The 14,456-nt window shown below is 41.0% G+C and carries 18 protein-coding genes and 1 riboswitch; of the genes, 3 read left to right on the top strand and 15 right to left on the bottom strand.

Annotation, left to right across the window (positions count from 1 at the left end; genetic code table 11):
• Nucleotides 1-26: 26 nt before the first annotated feature.
• Nucleotides 27-131, bottom strand: a riboswitch (SAM riboswitch).
• Between the two features lie 65 nt (nt 132-196).
• Nucleotides 197-544 carry a hypothetical protein gene (locus CVD27_RS19050; protein ID WP_101649485.1) on the bottom strand — a complete coding sequence of 116 codons (348 nt, stop codon included), beginning with the start codon at nt 542-544 and terminating at the stop codon, nt 197-199.
• A gap of 215 nt (nt 545-759) precedes the next feature.
• On the opposite strand from CVD27_RS19050, the gene CVD27_RS19045 reads away from it, so the two are divergent.
• A complete protein-coding gene (locus CVD27_RS19045) occupies nt 760-1,668 on the top strand; it encodes a nuclease-related domain-containing protein (RefSeq protein ID WP_101649484.1) in 909 nt (302 codons plus the stop codon).
• A 118-nt stretch (nt 1,669-1,786) separates the two neighbouring features.
• On the opposite strand, the gene CVD27_RS28280 is transcribed toward CVD27_RS19045, so the two are convergent.
• The 9 genes from CVD27_RS28280 to CVD27_RS19000 form a co-directional block, all read right to left on the bottom strand.
• Nucleotides 1,787-1,987 carry a hypothetical protein gene (locus CVD27_RS28280; protein WP_180960354.1) on the bottom strand — a complete coding sequence of 67 codons (201 nt, stop codon included), beginning with the start codon at nt 1,985-1,987 and terminating at the stop codon, nt 1,787-1,789.
• Between the two features lie 53 nt (nt 1,988-2,040).
• Nucleotides 2,041-2,349 carry a thioredoxin family protein gene (locus tag CVD27_RS19035; protein WP_101649482.1) on the bottom strand — a complete coding sequence of 103 codons (309 nt, stop codon included), beginning with the start codon at nt 2,347-2,349 and terminating at the stop codon, nt 2,041-2,043.
• A 5-nt stretch (nt 2,350-2,354) separates the two neighbouring features.
• Entirely contained in the window at nt 2,355-2,711 is a 357-nt protein-coding gene (locus CVD27_RS19030; protein ID WP_101649481.1) for a toprim domain-containing protein, read from the bottom strand.
• Nucleotides 2,712-2,842: 131 nt separating this feature from the next.
• Nucleotides 2,843-3,082: a YusG family protein gene (locus tag CVD27_RS19025; protein ID WP_101649529.1), complete on the bottom strand. Its 240-nt coding sequence runs from the start codon at nt 3,080-3,082 to the stop codon at nt 2,843-2,845.
• 107 nt (nt 3,083-3,189) lie between these two features.
• Nucleotides 3,190-3,573: a glycine cleavage system protein GcvH gene (gcvH, locus tag CVD27_RS19020; RefSeq protein WP_101649480.1), complete on the bottom strand. Its 384-nt coding sequence runs from the start codon at nt 3,571-3,573 to the stop codon at nt 3,190-3,192.
• 32 nt (nt 3,574-3,605) lie between these two features.
• Nucleotides 3,606-3,980 carry an arsenate reductase family protein gene (locus CVD27_RS19015; protein ID WP_101649479.1) on the bottom strand — a complete coding sequence of 125 codons (375 nt, stop codon included), beginning with the start codon at nt 3,978-3,980 and terminating at the stop codon, nt 3,606-3,608.
• A 166-nt stretch (nt 3,981-4,146) separates the two neighbouring features.
• On the bottom strand, nt 4,147-5,928 hold the full coding sequence (locus CVD27_RS19010) for an acyl-CoA dehydrogenase family protein (protein ID WP_101649478.1): 1,782 nt from the start codon (nt 5,926-5,928) through the stop codon (nt 4,147-4,149).
• A gap of 21 nt (nt 5,929-5,949) precedes the next feature.
• On the bottom strand, nt 5,950-7,125 hold the full coding sequence (locus CVD27_RS19005) for an acetyl-CoA C-acetyltransferase (protein WP_101649477.1): 1,176 nt from the start codon (nt 7,123-7,125) through the stop codon (nt 5,950-5,952).
• A gap of 34 nt (nt 7,126-7,159) precedes the next feature.
• Nucleotides 7,160-9,547 (bottom strand): 3-hydroxyacyl-CoA dehydrogenase/enoyl-CoA hydratase family protein, encoded by a 2,388-nt coding sequence (locus tag CVD27_RS19000; protein WP_101649476.1) that lies wholly within the window; start codon nt 9,545-9,547, stop codon nt 7,160-7,162.
• Between the two features lie 207 nt (nt 9,548-9,754).
• On the opposite strand from CVD27_RS19000, the gene CVD27_RS18995 reads away from it, so the two are divergent.
• Both CVD27_RS18995 and CVD27_RS18990 read left to right on the top strand, forming a co-directional pair.
• Nucleotides 9,755-9,886: a YuzL family protein gene (locus tag CVD27_RS18995; RefSeq protein ID WP_098529540.1), complete on the top strand. Its 132-nt coding sequence runs from the start codon at nt 9,755-9,757 to the stop codon at nt 9,884-9,886.
• A 120-nt stretch (nt 9,887-10,006) separates the two neighbouring features.
• Complete coding sequence (locus CVD27_RS18990) at nt 10,007-10,333, top strand: DUF378 domain-containing protein (RefSeq protein WP_101649475.1); 327 nt, start codon at nt 10,007-10,009, stop codon at nt 10,331-10,333.
• 34 nt (nt 10,334-10,367) lie between these two features.
• On the opposite strand, the gene CVD27_RS18985 is transcribed toward CVD27_RS18990, so the two are convergent.
• The 5 genes from CVD27_RS18985 to CVD27_RS18965 form a co-directional block, all read right to left on the bottom strand.
• Nucleotides 10,368-10,616, bottom strand: a complete 249-nt coding sequence (locus CVD27_RS18985; protein WP_101649474.1) for a DUF2573 family protein — start codon at nt 10,614-10,616, stop codon at nt 10,368-10,370.
• A complete protein-coding gene (gene fhuF, locus CVD27_RS18980) occupies nt 10,576-11,370 on the bottom strand; it encodes a siderophore-iron reductase FhuF (protein ID WP_101649473.1) in 795 nt (264 codons plus the stop codon). Before fhuF ends, CVD27_RS18985 begins: the two co-directional genes overlap by 41 nt.
• Nucleotides 11,363-12,184 (bottom strand): ABC transporter ATP-binding protein, encoded by an 822-nt coding sequence (locus tag CVD27_RS18975; protein WP_101649472.1) that lies wholly within the window; start codon nt 12,182-12,184, stop codon nt 11,363-11,365. The genes fhuF and CVD27_RS18975 overlap by 8 nt, the downstream gene beginning before the upstream one ends.
• 65 nt (nt 12,185-12,249) lie before the next feature.
• On the bottom strand, nt 12,250-13,305 hold the full coding sequence (locus CVD27_RS18970; RefSeq protein WP_101649471.1) for a FecCD family ABC transporter permease: 1,056 nt from the start codon (nt 13,303-13,305) through the stop codon (nt 12,250-12,252).
• Complete coding sequence (locus tag CVD27_RS18965; protein ID WP_101649470.1) at nt 13,302-14,306, bottom strand: FecCD family ABC transporter permease; 1,005 nt, start codon at nt 14,304-14,306, stop codon at nt 13,302-13,304. The genes CVD27_RS18970 and CVD27_RS18965 overlap by 4 nt, the downstream gene beginning before the upstream one ends.
• Between the last annotated feature and the right edge of the window lie 150 nt (nt 14,307-14,456).

The following is a 14,456-nucleotide window of genomic DNA, read 5'->3' as shown; positions in this document are numbered from 1 at the left end:
GCTTCCTTAGAAGAGGGGGTTCACTCTTCTCATCTTCCTGAGCTTTTTTGCTCTGCTGGAATTAGCACCGTGTTTATATAACCGGTTGCCGGGCTTCAAAGGGCCAGTCCCTCCACCACTCTAGATAAGAATCTGTACATTCGATTGTTGTTAACTATAGATTACTAGAACTTTAATTCCGAGTCAACATATAGGATTATATGACTTTAGCAAGATTTTCATGTGCTTTTGTTAAAAAAAAGATGGCTTCAAGTAATAAGGTGGTTCTAAGGGGCGCAGAAACAATTAGTTGCCCTTTCCGTTCGAGAATACGAAGTCTCTCGGTTCCTTCAAGAAATTGCTTCATTGCTCCGTTGTTTCCGTGGATTTCGTAACATATTTGATCCTGGTTGTTAAGTAATGAGATTTTGCCGTTTTTAATTTCAAATATAGCTGTTTCCTTTTCACAACAGAATTTTACTTTTATGTCGGCATGTTTAATTAATCCTAGAACATGCCCCTGTAAGGTGAATTTTTCTAAGAATTTTTCTGCTAGTTCCTTCATTTTCACCCCTCCGGTCTACACACGTATTACTTTACTAATTCACCATCGAAGAAGGGATTCCTTTGATAATCGCTCGACAATTCTCTGGTGAAATAGGCTGTTTAAGACGATTTCCCGAGAAATATGTCGAGTCTATGAAAGTGTTAGAAAATAGTCAAATCTATGCCCGATGGTTCTAAATTAAAATAGAAGAAGAAATAGAAAGGATGTGTGGTATGAGTTTTAAGGAACGGTCAGAAACGCTTGAATTACAATTTTTAAGGTCATTGAATGCTCGAACGGAGTTAGCAGAAAAAGATGATCAGCGTTTTCATAATCTTACAAAAGGTTATGAGGGTGAACTAATGTTTGACAGGCTAACAGAGAAGATGGAATGCCCTAGTTACCTCTTAAATGACTTGTTACTTGAGTCGAATGGCAGTAAATTTCAGATTGATACGTTGATGATTATGCAAGAACCGTTTTACCTGTTTGAAGTAAAAAATTATGAAGGTGATTTCTATTATGAGAATGGAAGGTTTTGTACACTTTCCAACAATAAAGAAATTAAGAATCCTCTGTTGCAGTTAGAGCGGTGTGATTCACTTCTTCGCCAGCTTCTCCAAAATCTTGGATATCGTGTGGCGATACAAGCCTATGTCATTTTTATTAACCCCAGATTCCACTTATATCAATCCCCATTAAATAAACCCATTATCTATCCTGGTCAGCTCCCCCATTTTATGAATAAATTAAATAGAAAGATGTCTACTTTAAATGGCCGCCATAAGAACTTAGCTGAGCAATTAGTGGCTATGCATCAGACGGAATCACCTTATGAAAAGTATGCTAAGTATACGATTGATAGGATCGAGAAAGGGGTTATTTGTGCTTCTTGTCATTCATTTAAGGTTTGCTGTTATGATCGACATTTGCAATGTGAGGTGTGTGGGCATCGGGAGGGGATTGATGAGGCTGTTATCAGAACTGTAAAGGAAATAAAGCTTCTTTATCCGGAGCATAAGATAACTACGAATGAGGTTTTTGAGTGGTGCGAGGTGGTAGATTCAAAAAAGAGAATTAGAAGGATTTTACAACAGAATTTTAATGGTACAGGAAAAACAAAGGGTTTCTTTTTTGAATAGACTAGGTCATTTTTCTGTATATGCACATTTTAATGACCATTGCTTTTGTTTTTTATCTTGGATGGGTAACAATTAATTTTTATTTTGACCATTCGGGGATTTTTTCCCTTTGAAAAGGTCATAATTTTCTATTTTTGTGACCGTCACGTTTCTTTTTTCCTTTCAAAGGGCACAATTTTCTTTTTTTGTGACCGTCACATTTCTTTTTACCTTTCAAAGGGCACAATTTTCTTTTTTTGTGACCGTCACGTTTCTTTTTCCCTTTCAAAAGGCACAATCTTCTTTTTTTGTGACCGTCACGTTTCTTTTTCTCTTTCAAAGGGCACAATCACAATTCCATAAAAAAGCAGATGCACTCCCTCGCGCATCTGCTCACCCTAAATAAGATTTAATTTTTTCAAGTAAAAACGGGACTGAATGAAATGCATATATGGTTTCCTGTACCGTGCCGTTTTTAATCATCAGCAGGCAGGGTACACTCTCAATTGCAAAATTCTCAGCCATATCCGGATAAAAATTTAGGTTCATTTTTCCCATAGGAATATCTACAAGTTCCTCCACGATTTGAAGCATCCTAGACGCTACCTGGCAGGTGCCGCATAAAGGGGTATAGAAATATAACAGACCGATCCCCTCGACTTCGAGGAAATCAGCCAACTCAGTTCGATTCCATTCATTCATAACCATTAACTCATTTCTAAAAACTCAGTGTGTACGTCAATATTTGCCCCTAAAAGGACCATTGCCAGGTGATGTTCAGGTGCGGTGGCTACCTCCCGATACATCCGGTCAATATAGAGATGCTCAGCATGGGGAAACTCACGCTTAAATCTCTTGCGGAGCTTCTCACCTGAATCATCTGCATCGACAAGAATATAGACATCCTTATCCTCGAGAAAATCAATTAGTTCCTCCATCTTGGAGTGACTAATTGTTCCATTTGTACAAATGATCTCTACAGGTTCCTTTACAATATTCTTAACCTTATTTTTATCGGATTTTCCTTCGACAATAAGAACTTTGTCAACATATGAATCATTCATATCCCATCACCTGTAATATAAAGTTGTTTATGTTAACATATTCTAAAATATTGATTTCGTGTGCCTTCTTGTTAGTAAATCCACTATACCATTAAATGTCTGCTAAAAAACAGATATTTGCTCAAAATATGTTAACACCATCCACCCTCATCACAGTCGGTATATTTGGCATTCGGCTGTTCAGTTACGGTTACATTTTGATAAATTTTTTGCTGTTCGGCCTCAAAATGGTGATCCAGTTCGACGTGCATCTGATCGGAAAGTTTAATTTTCCCAATGGATTCATTTTCAAGAAAGAGCTGGATTTCGCCATTTTTTAATTTTCCAACCACACGGTCGGTTACGTCGATCTTTTGCTGTTTTAATGTCATTTGCTTCCACCCTTTTCGATATGGTTTAAGATTAGTCTTTCCAGGCTGGACTAGAAAAGGAGTGGAAATAAGAGAAAAAGCACCCATAAAATAGGTGCTTTAACAAATTAGTCTTCCTTAATCATTGCTTCATATTGCTCAGCCGTCATTAATTTATCTACTTCGCTTAAATCAGTAGGCTCAATGACAATCATCCATGCTTTTTCATAAGGGGAATCATTAACAAACTCAGGACTGTCACTTAGGTCTTCGTTTACTTCCACAACTTTACCGCTGACTGGTGCATATAACTCAGAAACCGTTTTTACAGATTCGACACTGCCAAATGCTTCATCAGCTGAAATTTCTGCGCCAACCTCTGGAAGTTCAACGAAAACGATATCGCCTAATTCATGCTGAGCAAAATCAGTAATTCCAACACGGACTTTTTCTCCTTCCACTTTTACCCATTCATGTTCTTCAGAATAACGTAATTCTTTAGGTGCTGCCATTTGAAAAATCCCTCCAGTTTTATATGTATTAATCAATTAGAATGAGAAGCCTCAAGCCAATTTGTTTCAAAGTCTTCTTCTTTAAATCCAACGGTAACGCGCTCTCCATCGGTCAAAATCGGCCTCTTGATTAGCATTCCATCAGATGCTAACAAATCCAAAAGTTCATCCTCTGTTGCTGTCTTCATTTTTTCTTTAATCCCTAATTCACGGTATTTTAAACCACTCGTATTAAAAAATTTCTTTAGTTCTAAGCCGCTCTTTTGGTAAAGCTCCTGAAGCTGTTCCCGTGAAGGTGGATTTTCGACAATATGTACCTCTTCATAGGAAAGATGATGTGCATCCAGCCATTTTTTTGCGTTTCGGCAAGTGCCGCATTTTGGATACCAATAAAAAGTTAAAGCCAATGGTTTCACCACCCTATCCTTATCATTCATAAGAATTTTATCATATGGCCAGTTAAAATCCTAATAGACCGTACTCCAATAGGTAAAATTCGACACCTTTTGTATATTTTCCTTCTCTGCTTAAAAATATAATAAAGCCCCGTCAAATGACGGAGCTTCTGCATTTTTAGACAGTATAACGTTCTGCTGCAATAACGACATCAGCAGCTTCGCGTTTTTTCGCGATCACATTGATTGGCTGATGACGGGTAAACTTACGGAGCGATGATAACATCATTCGAAGCGTATCGCCTTGTTCAATAGCTACTAACGATTCTTTAGCTGTGGCTTCGATTTCATTAAAGGCTTCCTGACAGAAGATTTGTGTATAAAGAAGCTTTTGCTTGCTCTTATCTAAGCCATTTTTTGCCAGCGCCTTTTCAGTCCGAAGCACAACTGATTCCATTGCATAGACATTTGAAACGATGTCAGCAATATTAGCTAGAATCTCTTGTTCCCTTTCTAATGACTTACCAAATTTCTGGGCAGCTAAGCCTGAAGCCAGTAAAGCAATTTTTTTCGCATTTCGTACTAAATACTTTTCCTGTGCTAACGGCTCGTCACCAGGTTCTTCAGGCATTAACATCATTAATTCCTCTTGTAATGCTAATGCTTTTTGGAAAAGAGGCAGCTCGCCTTTTAATGCCTTTTTCACAAGAGTTCCTGGAACAAGAAGCCGGTTGATTTCATTTGTTCCTTCAAAAATCCGGTTAATCCGGGCATCACGGTAGGCTCTTTCAATTGGATATTCCTGCATGAATCCATAACCGCCGTGAATTTGTACCCCTTCATCGACGACATAGGACAGTACTTCGCTTGCAAAGAATTTATTCACAGAACATTCTATTGCATATTCAGCAATGGCATTTGCCACTTTTTTAAGATCTTTTGCCTCTTCAGTGGAAAGCTTCCCTTGGTTTTCTTCATATAAACCAATCGTCCGGTATACTGAGCTTTCAGCTGCATAAATCTTTGATGCCATAGTACCAAACTTTTCTTTTGTTAAATTGAATTGCGAAATCGGTGTTTTAAACTGCTGACGGCCATTGGCATATTTAACAGACATATCATATGCTTTTTTGGAGCCGCCGATAGCGCCCACCGCCAATTTGTAACGGCCAATATTTAAGATATTAAAGGCGATGACGTGGCCTTTTCCGTACTCACCTAATAAATTTTCAACAGGGACGGGAACATCCTCTAAGATCAATGTACGAGTAGAAGAGCTCTTAATTCCCATTTTCTTTTCTTCTGCACCAGTTGAGACTCCTTTAAAGCCTCTCTCCACAATGAAGGCTGAAAAATGCTCGCCATCAATTTTGGCATAGACGACAAATATATCAGCAAAGCCAGCATTCGTGATCCACTGTTTCTCACCATTTAGGATATAATGAGTCCCAGCTGCATTTAATTTGGCAGTGGTTCTGGCTCCTAGTGCATCAGAACCTGATCCAGGCTCTGTTAAGGCATAAGCAGCAATTTTTTCGCCCGATGCAAGCGCAGGTAAATATTTTTTCTTTTGCTCATCGTTTCCGAATAAAACGATTGGCAGGGAACCAATTCCAACATGTGCACCATAGGATAGCGAAAATCCACCTGCCCCTGCCATTTTTTCAGTAATAATAGAAGAAGTGATTTTATCTAAACCTAAACCATCAAACTCTTCTGGGACGTCTACAGCTAAAAGACCAAGTTCCCCCATTTTCTTTAACAATTTTACAGTCCGATCGAATTCATGGTTTTCTAAGTGCTCGAGTTGCGGGACCACTTCTTTTTCCACAAATTCAGAAGCTGTCTGTGCAATCATTAAATGCTCTTCATTAAAATCCTCTGGTGTAAAAATATCTTGAAAAGGGAGATCTTCAATTAAAAAGCTTCCGCCTTTAACAATCTTTTTAGTCTCAGCCATTAAAAACTCCTCCTAACTTTTTTATAGTAATTCAAATACTCCAGCAGCACCCATTCCGCCGCCGATACACATGGTTACAACGCCAAATTGTTCGTTACGGCGTTTTAACTCATGGATGAGAGAGAGAGTCAGCTTTGCTCCTGTACAGCCAAGCGGGTGTCCAAGGGCGATCGCACCGCCATTGACATTGACTATTTCTTCATTTAAGCCAAGTTCTCTAATGACCTGTAATGATTGGGATGCAAAAGCTTCATTTAATTCAAATAGGTTAATATCCGATAATTCTAAGCCTGCGAGCTTAACCGCTTTTGGAATGGCTACCACCGGGCCGACACCCATGATTTCAGGAGGAACGCCTCCCACCGCAAACGAACGAAATTTAACCAGGGGTTTCAGGCCGAGTGCTTCTGCTTTTTCACGATCCATTAACATTAAGGCCGCTGCCCCGTCACTTGTTTGTGAGGCATTGCCTGCGGTTACGGATCCAGTGACGGAAAAAGCCGGACGAAGCTTCGATAGTGTCTCTAAATTGGTATCCGGGCGAACCCCCTCGTCCACTGAAAATTGGATCGTTTTTTCAACCAGTTTATTGTCATTACCAACCGTGCGAATGGTTACATCAACGGGCACGATTTCATCCACGAACTTCCCTTCCGCAATCGCCTTCGCGGCACGCTGATGGCTTCGAACGGCAAAGGCGTCTTGGTCTTCACGGGAAATGCCATATTTTTGCGCAACCTGTTCGGCTGTATGGCCCATTCCCATGTAGTATTGCGGTGCTGTTTCCGCGAGTTTAATATTCGGACGTACGACATGCCCCATCATGGGAATCATGCTCATGGATTCCGCTCCGCCAGCAATGGCTGTCTCGGTATGCCCCAGCATAATTCCTTGTGCAGCATAAGCGATGGCCTGTAATCCCGAGGAACAGAACCGATTGATGGTGATTGCAGGAACTGTATAAGGAAGCCCCGCTAAAGCCCCGATGTTTCGGGCCATATTGTTTCCCTGTTCCGCTTCCGGCATGGCACAGCCAATGATTAAATCATCTATATTTCCTTCATAGTTACCGGCACGCTTTAACGTTTCTTTTACTACCAATGCCCCCAGGTCATCTGGACGTACATGGGCAAGTGATCCTTTCTTTGCCTTACCAACCGGGGTCCGGGCCCCGGCAACAATCACCGCTTCTCTCATGCAAGCTCCCTCGCTTTCTCTTAATCTATTGATATTAGTTTCTTAATGGTTTCCCCTTCACAAGCATGTGCTGCATCCGCTGCTGTGATTTTGGCTCGGCAATCAGACTTAAGAAAGCCTCTCGTTCTAAATCTAATAGATATTGCTCATCGACCTCTGTACCGAATGGCACCCGTCCGCCAGCAATGACATAAGCAATCTTTTTGGCGATTTTTAAATCATGCTCTGAGATATAGCCAGATAGGCGCATGGCTTCTGCCCCTAATAATAGAGTGGCATAACCTGTTTCTCCCACGACTGGAACCTTCCTGCGTACTCGTGGTTTATACCCTTTTTCGTGCAAGGAAAGCACGGCCTGTTTGGCATCATAGATAAGATGGTCGCTGTTATAGCTGATACCGTCAGATGAACGTAAGAAATTATTTTCTCTTGCCTCGTCTGCAGAAGTTGACACTTTTGCAGTTGCAATCGTCTCAAATACTTTATTGGCTACATTTTGCAAATCAAATGGAACGCCGTTTGGCAGGTTCTCTAAATGCTTCATGTAAAGTTCCTTGTTTCCGCCTCCGCCTGGCAGTAAGCCGACACCTACTTCGACAAGACCCATGTAGGTTTCTGATGAGGCTTGAATATGAGCTGCTGGCAGACAAACCTCAGCACCGCCTCCAAGAGTCATCCCAAATGGAGCAGCAACAACCGGCTTCGAACTATATTTCACCTTTAATAAGGCGCTATGAAGGTGGCGGACAATTAAATCTAACTCATAAATATTGTCATCCTGCACTTCCATTAACATCATCGCCAGATTAGCACCGACACAAAAGTTTTTCCCCTGGTTCCCAATGACGAGACCTTTATAATTTTTCTCGACTTCATCCACTGCATAGTTCATCATTTGGACAATGTCGAGGCCGATCGCGTTGTTGGGTGAGTGGAACTCCAAGAGCGCAACACCATCACCGATATCAATTAGGCTTGCACCGCTGTTCTTTTTGATGACACCTCTTTGTTTTTTGATTTTCTTAAGGTCAATCACCTTTGGATTGGTTTCGACAAGTCGGTATTGACCGTTATGATAGTAAAACTGCTCGCCATTTTCTTCTAAGTAGAAAGAGGTATGACCTTTATCAAGCATGTCAGTGACACATGCCGGTACTTCAACACCCGCTTCTTTTAACTTTTGTACCGATTTTTCCAGGCCGATGGCATCCCACGCTTCAAATGGTCCCATTTCCCAGCCAAAGCCCCATTTCATCGCCCGGTCAATGGCAACAATGTCATCAGCAATGACACCTAAAAGCTTTGCAGAGTAAATGAAGGATTCAGTAAATGTCCTCCATAGAAATTGCCCTGCCTTGTCATTCGCATATACAAGCGCTTTCAATTTATTTGCTGTGCTTTTTTCTTGCTTAGCCAGTTCGATCGATGGAGTGGAAAGCTTTTTGCGCGGACCATATTCTAATGTATTGGGATCAAGCTCAAGAATTTCCTTTCCTTTTTTCAAAAAGAACCCTTGGCCCGTTTTACTGCCAAGCCAGCCTTTTTCAACCATTGTCTTTAGAAATCCAGGAATTTCAAATACTTCTTTTTCTTTTCCGTCCACTTGTTCATAAACATTACCGGCCACATGATAAAAAGTATCTAATCCGACGACATCCAATGTACGGAAGGTAGCACTCTTGGCCCGGCCGATTAATGGACCAGTAATCGAATCTACTTCTCCGACACTTAGTCCAGCCTTTAACATTTCCCTGACGGTGACTAGCAGACCATAGGTACCAATGCGGTTGGCAATAAAGTTTGGAGTATCTTTTGCTTCGACTACACCTTTACCTAATACATCCTCACCAAAAGTTTTCATGAATGAAAGTACTTCAGGTGCCGTATATTGAGTAGGGATCACTTCAAGTAATTTTAAATAGCGAGGTGGATTAAAGAAGTGTGTTCCTAAGAAATTCTTTTTAAAATCATCGGAACGTCCTTCCACCATGGCTTCAACTGATATTCCAGAGGTATTCGAGCTGACAATGCTGCCAGGCTTGCGGTATTGGTCGACTTTTTCAAAAACCTGTTTCTTCACGTTTAGGTTTTCTACGACTACTTCAATGACCCAGTCAACGTCCTTTAATTTCACTAGATCGTCTTCGAGGTTGCCTGCTTCAATGAGGGCGAGATTCTTTTTAGAGGTAAGTGGTGCAGGCTTTTGCTTTAATAATTTTTGGATATTTTGTGTGCTAATCCGATTACGAACTGGTTTATCTGCTAAAGTTAGTCCTTTTGCTATTTCATCCTTCGTTAATTCCCGCGGCACAATATCCAGCAATAATGTTGGAATTCCGATATTTGCTAAGTGAGCAGCAATTCCTGATCCCATAACACCCGATCCAAGGACAGCTGCTTTTTTAATCAATTGGTTCAACATTGTCTCCCCCTTCAATTCTTGAATGAATACTCATTCATTTTTAGAGTAAAAAAAATTTACATGTGAATGAGTCCCGCTACTAATTAATATAAAATATTTCGAAAATTTGTGCAATCAATAAACGCGGAATTTTAAAATTTTTTTGAACATCATTTTTCAGCCTCATAATTTGCTTTGGATGGGCATCCTATTCATGAGGTGATATAAATGGCGAGAGTGAAAAAGAACCCTTCCAAAGCGGCTGTTAGTGCAGCCAGCGTCAAAGGCAATGCTGGCCCAGGGAATGAAGAACAAAACACTGACAAACAAAACAGCCAGAATAGTCAGTTTAAACGTTAGGTGGTTAAACAGGCTGAGCCAACAGCCTGTTTTTCTTTTTTTATGCCCTGAATGATGACAGGTGATTTTACACATGCTAGAAACGATATCTTTATTTACTAATCCAGGAGGTGAACAAGCATGAGAACCTTATCAAGAATCGCCTTGGTTTTAGTGATTATCGGGGCTATTAACTGGGGACTAATTGGTTTATTTCAATTTGATTTAGTAGCTGCCCTTTTTGGCGGACAAGATTCGGCTTTATCAAGAGTTATTTATAGCCTTGTTGGGCTGAGCGGACTTCTCTGCATTCCACTATTATTTGCTCGAATTGGTGAGTCCAAAACAGATACACCCCGTCAAAACATTGGTCAGCCGAGCTATGCTACAGAGTTTGGCCAAGAAAATGATATGACAGATATTAATAATCGAGCCAGACAATCAGATCAAACAGATGATCAACTATAAAAAAACGGCCATGTTCATGCATGGCCGTTTCACATTATTTTTTGGCATTTCGATGCTGTTCATTGAGCTGTTTAATTTCTTGAACGATTTGTTTCATCTCTTCTTTTGCATCGGGATACAGTTCATTCCAGTGCTTGGCTAAAGCGGGCATAGACTTGGCAATATGTGTGTATAATGCCCATGCTTTCACCTTTTCTTTTGTATCTTCCTTACTTTCCCCAACCAAAAGCTCACTATATTTTTCAAGTAATGCTTCGAATTGAGCAGTAAATTCCTTCTCCATCCTGACACCTTCCGTCCTTGGCGATTTGCGTACATGGACAGGTTTTACAGCGTTTCCCTGCCGGCAGTTGGTACGAAAAACAACATGTACTTCGAATTCGTACTTCTTCGTTCCATTCTACCATATTCGTTTTCATCCCATAATATCTAAGAAGGGGATTACGCTTGTAGGTGCCGAATAATCCTCCTTCTGCTTGAAAAAGCATATAGTTGAAATCGTCCAAAACATGAGCACTCGGATGGTCCTTTAATTCTTTTTCAAATAGCCAGAACAAGTAAACAGCAATATTTTCCCATAAAATGAGCCTTGAAATACCCACCGTTTTCTCTAATTTTCTGATCAGCAATTCCAGGTTTTCAGCAAAGAGACTTTTAACAATGTCTTGACGCCAGTGAGGACGCTTTGTTCCATCCCATGGTTGTAGTTTATCATTGACTAACGAAAAGGATGGCAGCCAATCCTCTCCCGTTTTTGGAGATTCCATTTTTATATTACTTAACGAAACATCCAGTCTTTTATTCCAAGCCGTCATCGTATATAGTGACATGACAGCGACGAATGCGTACCGTTTAATGAAAATAGAGGCTGTCGCTTTTTCATTTGGCGCTCCGAGGATGGCAGTTAATTTTTTTAAAAAGTCTTTAAGGTATTCATCCTTCAACAGATCTTTGACCATGAAGGACTGAGGCAAATCTGAACTGAATCTATATTTTTCTAGTTGAGTAAGTTCCGCTTCTAAGAGATTGTTACCCATTCATTACTACCGCCTTATTCTTGATTCGCCTTCCCTTTCCATAAGGGATACATAGAGGAGTGCCGAATAAGGGGTCTACTGTCACTTCACAATCCATATCAAAAACATGTTTGACCAAACTGCGGGTTATTACATGTTCAGGCGCCCCTTGAGCATAAACCTTCTGATCCTTGATTGCCACAATATTATGAGCATAGCGGCAGGCAAGATTTAGGTCATGAAGGACCATAACAACTGTTCGATTCTTCCATTCATTTAATTCAAATAATAAGTCCAGTATCTCAATTTGATGGGTCATATCCAAGTAAGTAGTGGGCTCATCCAATAAAATAATATCCGTATCCTGTGCCAGGGTCATGGCAATCCAGGCGCGCTGCCTTTGGCCTCCTGAAAGAGAATCTACGGCTCTTTCTTTTAAATGCTCAAGACGGGTTGCCTTTAGCGCCTCATCTACCTTTTTTTCGTCTTCTTCAGACCACTGTTTTAACCAGGATTGATGTGGATAACGTCCTTGTTTGACCAGTTGAAAAACAGTAAGTCCTTCCGGTGCTGACGGAGATTGGGGCAGAATGGCCATCTTTTTAGCAATTTCTTTTGTCGAAAGCTTTCCGATTTCCTTCCCTTCTAGTAAAATTCCACCGGATTTCGGTTTTAGGAGACGGGCTATGGAACGAAGAAGCGTGGATTTTCCGCAGCCGTTCCCACCAATAAAAACGGTAATCTCACCCTTTGGAATCTCTAAATCCAGTTCTTTAATAATGAGACTTTCCCCATATGAAAGAGATAAATTTTTCGTTTCGATTGCATTCTTCATGATGCCAACTCCTTTATTAATCAACTTTGGTGACGCAGCCCGTCAGCAAGCTGGGCAAAAGGCTTTTATGCATTTCTCGTTTTAAAAAGAAGGTAAATAAAATAGGGTGCACCGATTCCTGCTGTAAACACACCGGCAGGCACCTCTAATGGCGAAAACATGGTCCTTCCGATTAGGTCGGCCACCATAACAAGGATCCCTCCCAATAAAGCAGAGACTGGAAGTAATGCCCCAAAAGAGGAACCAACTAATCTTCTTGCCATATGGGGGGCCATCAATCCAACAAAGCCAATTCCTCCGGCAAAAGCAACGGAACTGCCAATCAATGCCGTACTAATCATTAAAAGAAGGAACCGTTGTTTTTGGACCTTGCCGCCCAGACCGGTTGCTGCCTCATCACCTAGCTCTTGAATATTAATCGACCGCGCTGAGATAAAGGAAATGATTAGGAAAATGACGGTCCAAGGCAAGAGAGTCGCAACGTTTTTCCAATTGGACCCATAGACTGTACCCGTAATCCAGATATTCGCTTGGCTGGCCTGATAAATGGGACCCATAATCATCATTAAGGTTGTTAAGGCCTGCATTAACGTCGAAATCCCTATCCCAATTAATACAAGCCTTATAGGTGATACACCATTTTTCCAAGCAAGGAAATAAACTAAAAAAGCAACGAGCCCGGCCCCTAAAAAAGCCGCTAATGGCAGCCAGGTAATACTTACAGTTAAAGCATTATTTTTATCACTAAATGCAGCTAAAAATCCAACAACCGCAACAGCCGCTCCCCCTGTTATTCCAAGAACATCTGGTGAAGCTAATGGGTTGCGGATCATTCCTTGTAAAATGGCCCCTGCTGATGCTAAAGATATTCCAACAAGTAAAGCAACAATAATTCGGGGCAGGCGAAATGAAGTGATAATGAGTTTTTCCATTTCCGGCCCGCCGCCAAATAATACTTTTACTACAGTTAGCGGATTAATCTTCATATCCCCTGTTCCAGTACTAAAAACGAAAACAATGAAGGTAATAAAAAGCAAAATTAGAAACACAAGTGCAGCTTTTCGATCAATTAAAAAAGATATCTTTCCCTTTAATGGACGGAAGATTTTATAGTTGCTCATCTGCCATTGAACCCCCTTCTTGCAATGTAAATAAAGAATGGCGTTCCAATAATGGCGGTCATAACTCCCACAGGTACTTCGGAGGGCATTAAAAGATATCTAGCACCAATATCTGCCGCCAGTAACAGCACTGCCCCAAGAATTCCGGATAGAGGGATGACCCAACGATGGTCTATTCCAATGATTGTTCGGGTAATATGCGGGATCACAATCCCGACAAAGCCAATGGGCCCGGCTACCGCTACTGAACCCCCTGCTAAAAGAATAACTAATATACCAATCGTCATTTTAACGAGCCCTATATGTAAGCCTAGTCCTTTCGCTACATCTTCTCCCATGGACAGGATATTCAGTTTTCCAGTAATTAAAACGGCCCCCACCCAGCCTATTCCGATATATGGTAATACGGCTCCAAGTGTTTCAAGCTTTCTTCCTTGCACCGAACCTGCCAGCCAGAACAACACCTGCTCAAGTGCTGCTTCATTGATGACGAGTAATCCTTGCGTAAAAGAAGAAAACATGGCCGAGATGGCTGCTCCAGCAAGAGTAAGCTTCATAGGGGTGAGCCCTTCTCTCCCAAAGGATCCAATTCCATACACACAAAAAGCTGCAACTGCCGCACCCAAAAAGGCAAGCCCGTTGAAAGCCTGTAGATCGGTTACCTTGAATAGGGTAATCGCTGCTACAACCACAAAGCCAGCGCCCGCATTGATTCCAAATATCCCTGGTGACGCTAGTGGATTTTTCGTTAAGGTTTGCATAAGTGTCCCTGCTATGGCCAAACTGGCTCCAACAGCTGCAGCTATTAACGCTCTCGGAACCCTCACAGTTTGGATAATAATATGTTCATTTGAACCATTGTAATTCGTGTAGGCATCGATGGCCGTTTTCCAGCTTGTGTCCGTGTAACCAAAGATGACACTAGCACACATTAATAACAGCATGAGGATAACGGCACCAATAAAGACGGCCCATTTGAAGGATGTACTTTTTACCAGCATCTATATGAAACCCTTTCAAACTCTTTTACCTTTAGTCTACTTTTATGGATAATAACTGTCAATGATTTTGATAATCATTTTCAATTAACTGTTGACAGGTGCTTGAAAGGCATTTTATGATAGGAATGTAAATGAAAATCATTATCAATT

This window comes from Neobacillus cucumis, from assembly GCF_002860255.1.
Taxonomy (GTDB): domain Bacteria; phylum Bacillota; class Bacilli; order Bacillales; family Cytobacillaceae; genus Neobacillus; species Neobacillus cucumis_A.
Note: the sequence above shows the minus strand (reverse complement) of the source record. Positions and strands in the feature narration are given on the sequence as shown.

Bases quoted from the DNA above. Each gene is read 5' to 3' on its own strand.
- CVD27_RS19050 (WP_101649485.1), bottom strand. From the start codon at position 544: ATGAAGGAACTAGCAGAAAAATTCTTAGAAAAATTCACCTTACAGGGG.
- CVD27_RS19045 (WP_101649484.1), top strand. From the start codon at position 760: ATGAGTTTTAAGGAACGGTCAGAAACGCTTGAATTACAATTTTTAAGG.
- CVD27_RS19035 (WP_101649482.1), bottom strand. From the start codon at position 2,349: ATGAATGAATGGAATCGAACTGAGTTGGCTGATTTCCTCGAAGTCGAG.
- CVD27_RS19030 (WP_101649481.1), bottom strand. From the start codon at position 2,711: ATGAATGATTCATATGTTGACAAAGTTCTTATTGTCGAAGGAAAATCC.
- CVD27_RS19025 (WP_101649529.1), bottom strand. From the start codon at position 3,082: ATGACATTAAAACAGCAAAAGATCGACGTAACCGACCGTGTGGTTGGA.
- gcvH (WP_101649480.1), bottom strand. From the start codon at position 3,573: ATGGCAGCACCTAAAGAATTACGTTATTCTGAAGAACATGAATGGGTA.
- CVD27_RS19010 (WP_101649478.1), bottom strand. From the start codon at position 5,928: ATGGCTGAGACTAAAAAGATTGTTAAAGGCGGAAGCTTTTTAATTGAA.
- CVD27_RS19005 (WP_101649477.1), bottom strand. From the start codon at position 7,125: ATGAGAGAAGCGGTGATTGTTGCCGGGGCCCGGACCCCGGTTGGTAAG.
- CVD27_RS19000 (WP_101649476.1), bottom strand. From the start codon at position 9,547: ATGTTGAACCAATTGATTAAAAAAGCAGCTGTCCTTGGATCGGGTGTT.
- CVD27_RS18995 (WP_098529540.1), top strand. From the start codon at position 9,755: ATGGCGAGAGTGAAAAAGAACCCTTCCAAAGCGGCTGTTAGTGCAGCC.
- CVD27_RS18990 (WP_101649475.1), top strand. From the start codon at position 10,007: ATGAGAACCTTATCAAGAATCGCCTTGGTTTTAGTGATTATCGGGGCT.
- CVD27_RS18985 (WP_101649474.1), bottom strand. From the start codon at position 10,616: ATGGAGAAGGAATTTACTGCTCAATTCGAAGCATTACTTGAAAAATAT.
- fhuF (WP_101649473.1), bottom strand. From the start codon at position 11,370: ATGGGTAACAATCTCTTAGAAGCGGAACTTACTCAACTAGAAAAATAT.
- CVD27_RS18975 (WP_101649472.1), bottom strand. From the start codon at position 12,184: ATGAAGAATGCAATCGAAACGAAAAATTTATCTCTTTCATATGGGGAA.
- CVD27_RS18970 (WP_101649471.1), bottom strand. From the start codon at position 13,305: ATGAGCAACTATAAAATCTTCCGTCCATTAAAGGGAAAGATATCTTTT.
- CVD27_RS18965 (WP_101649470.1), bottom strand. From the start codon at position 14,306: ATGCTGGTAAAAAGTACATCCTTCAAATGGGCCGTCTTTATTGGTGCC.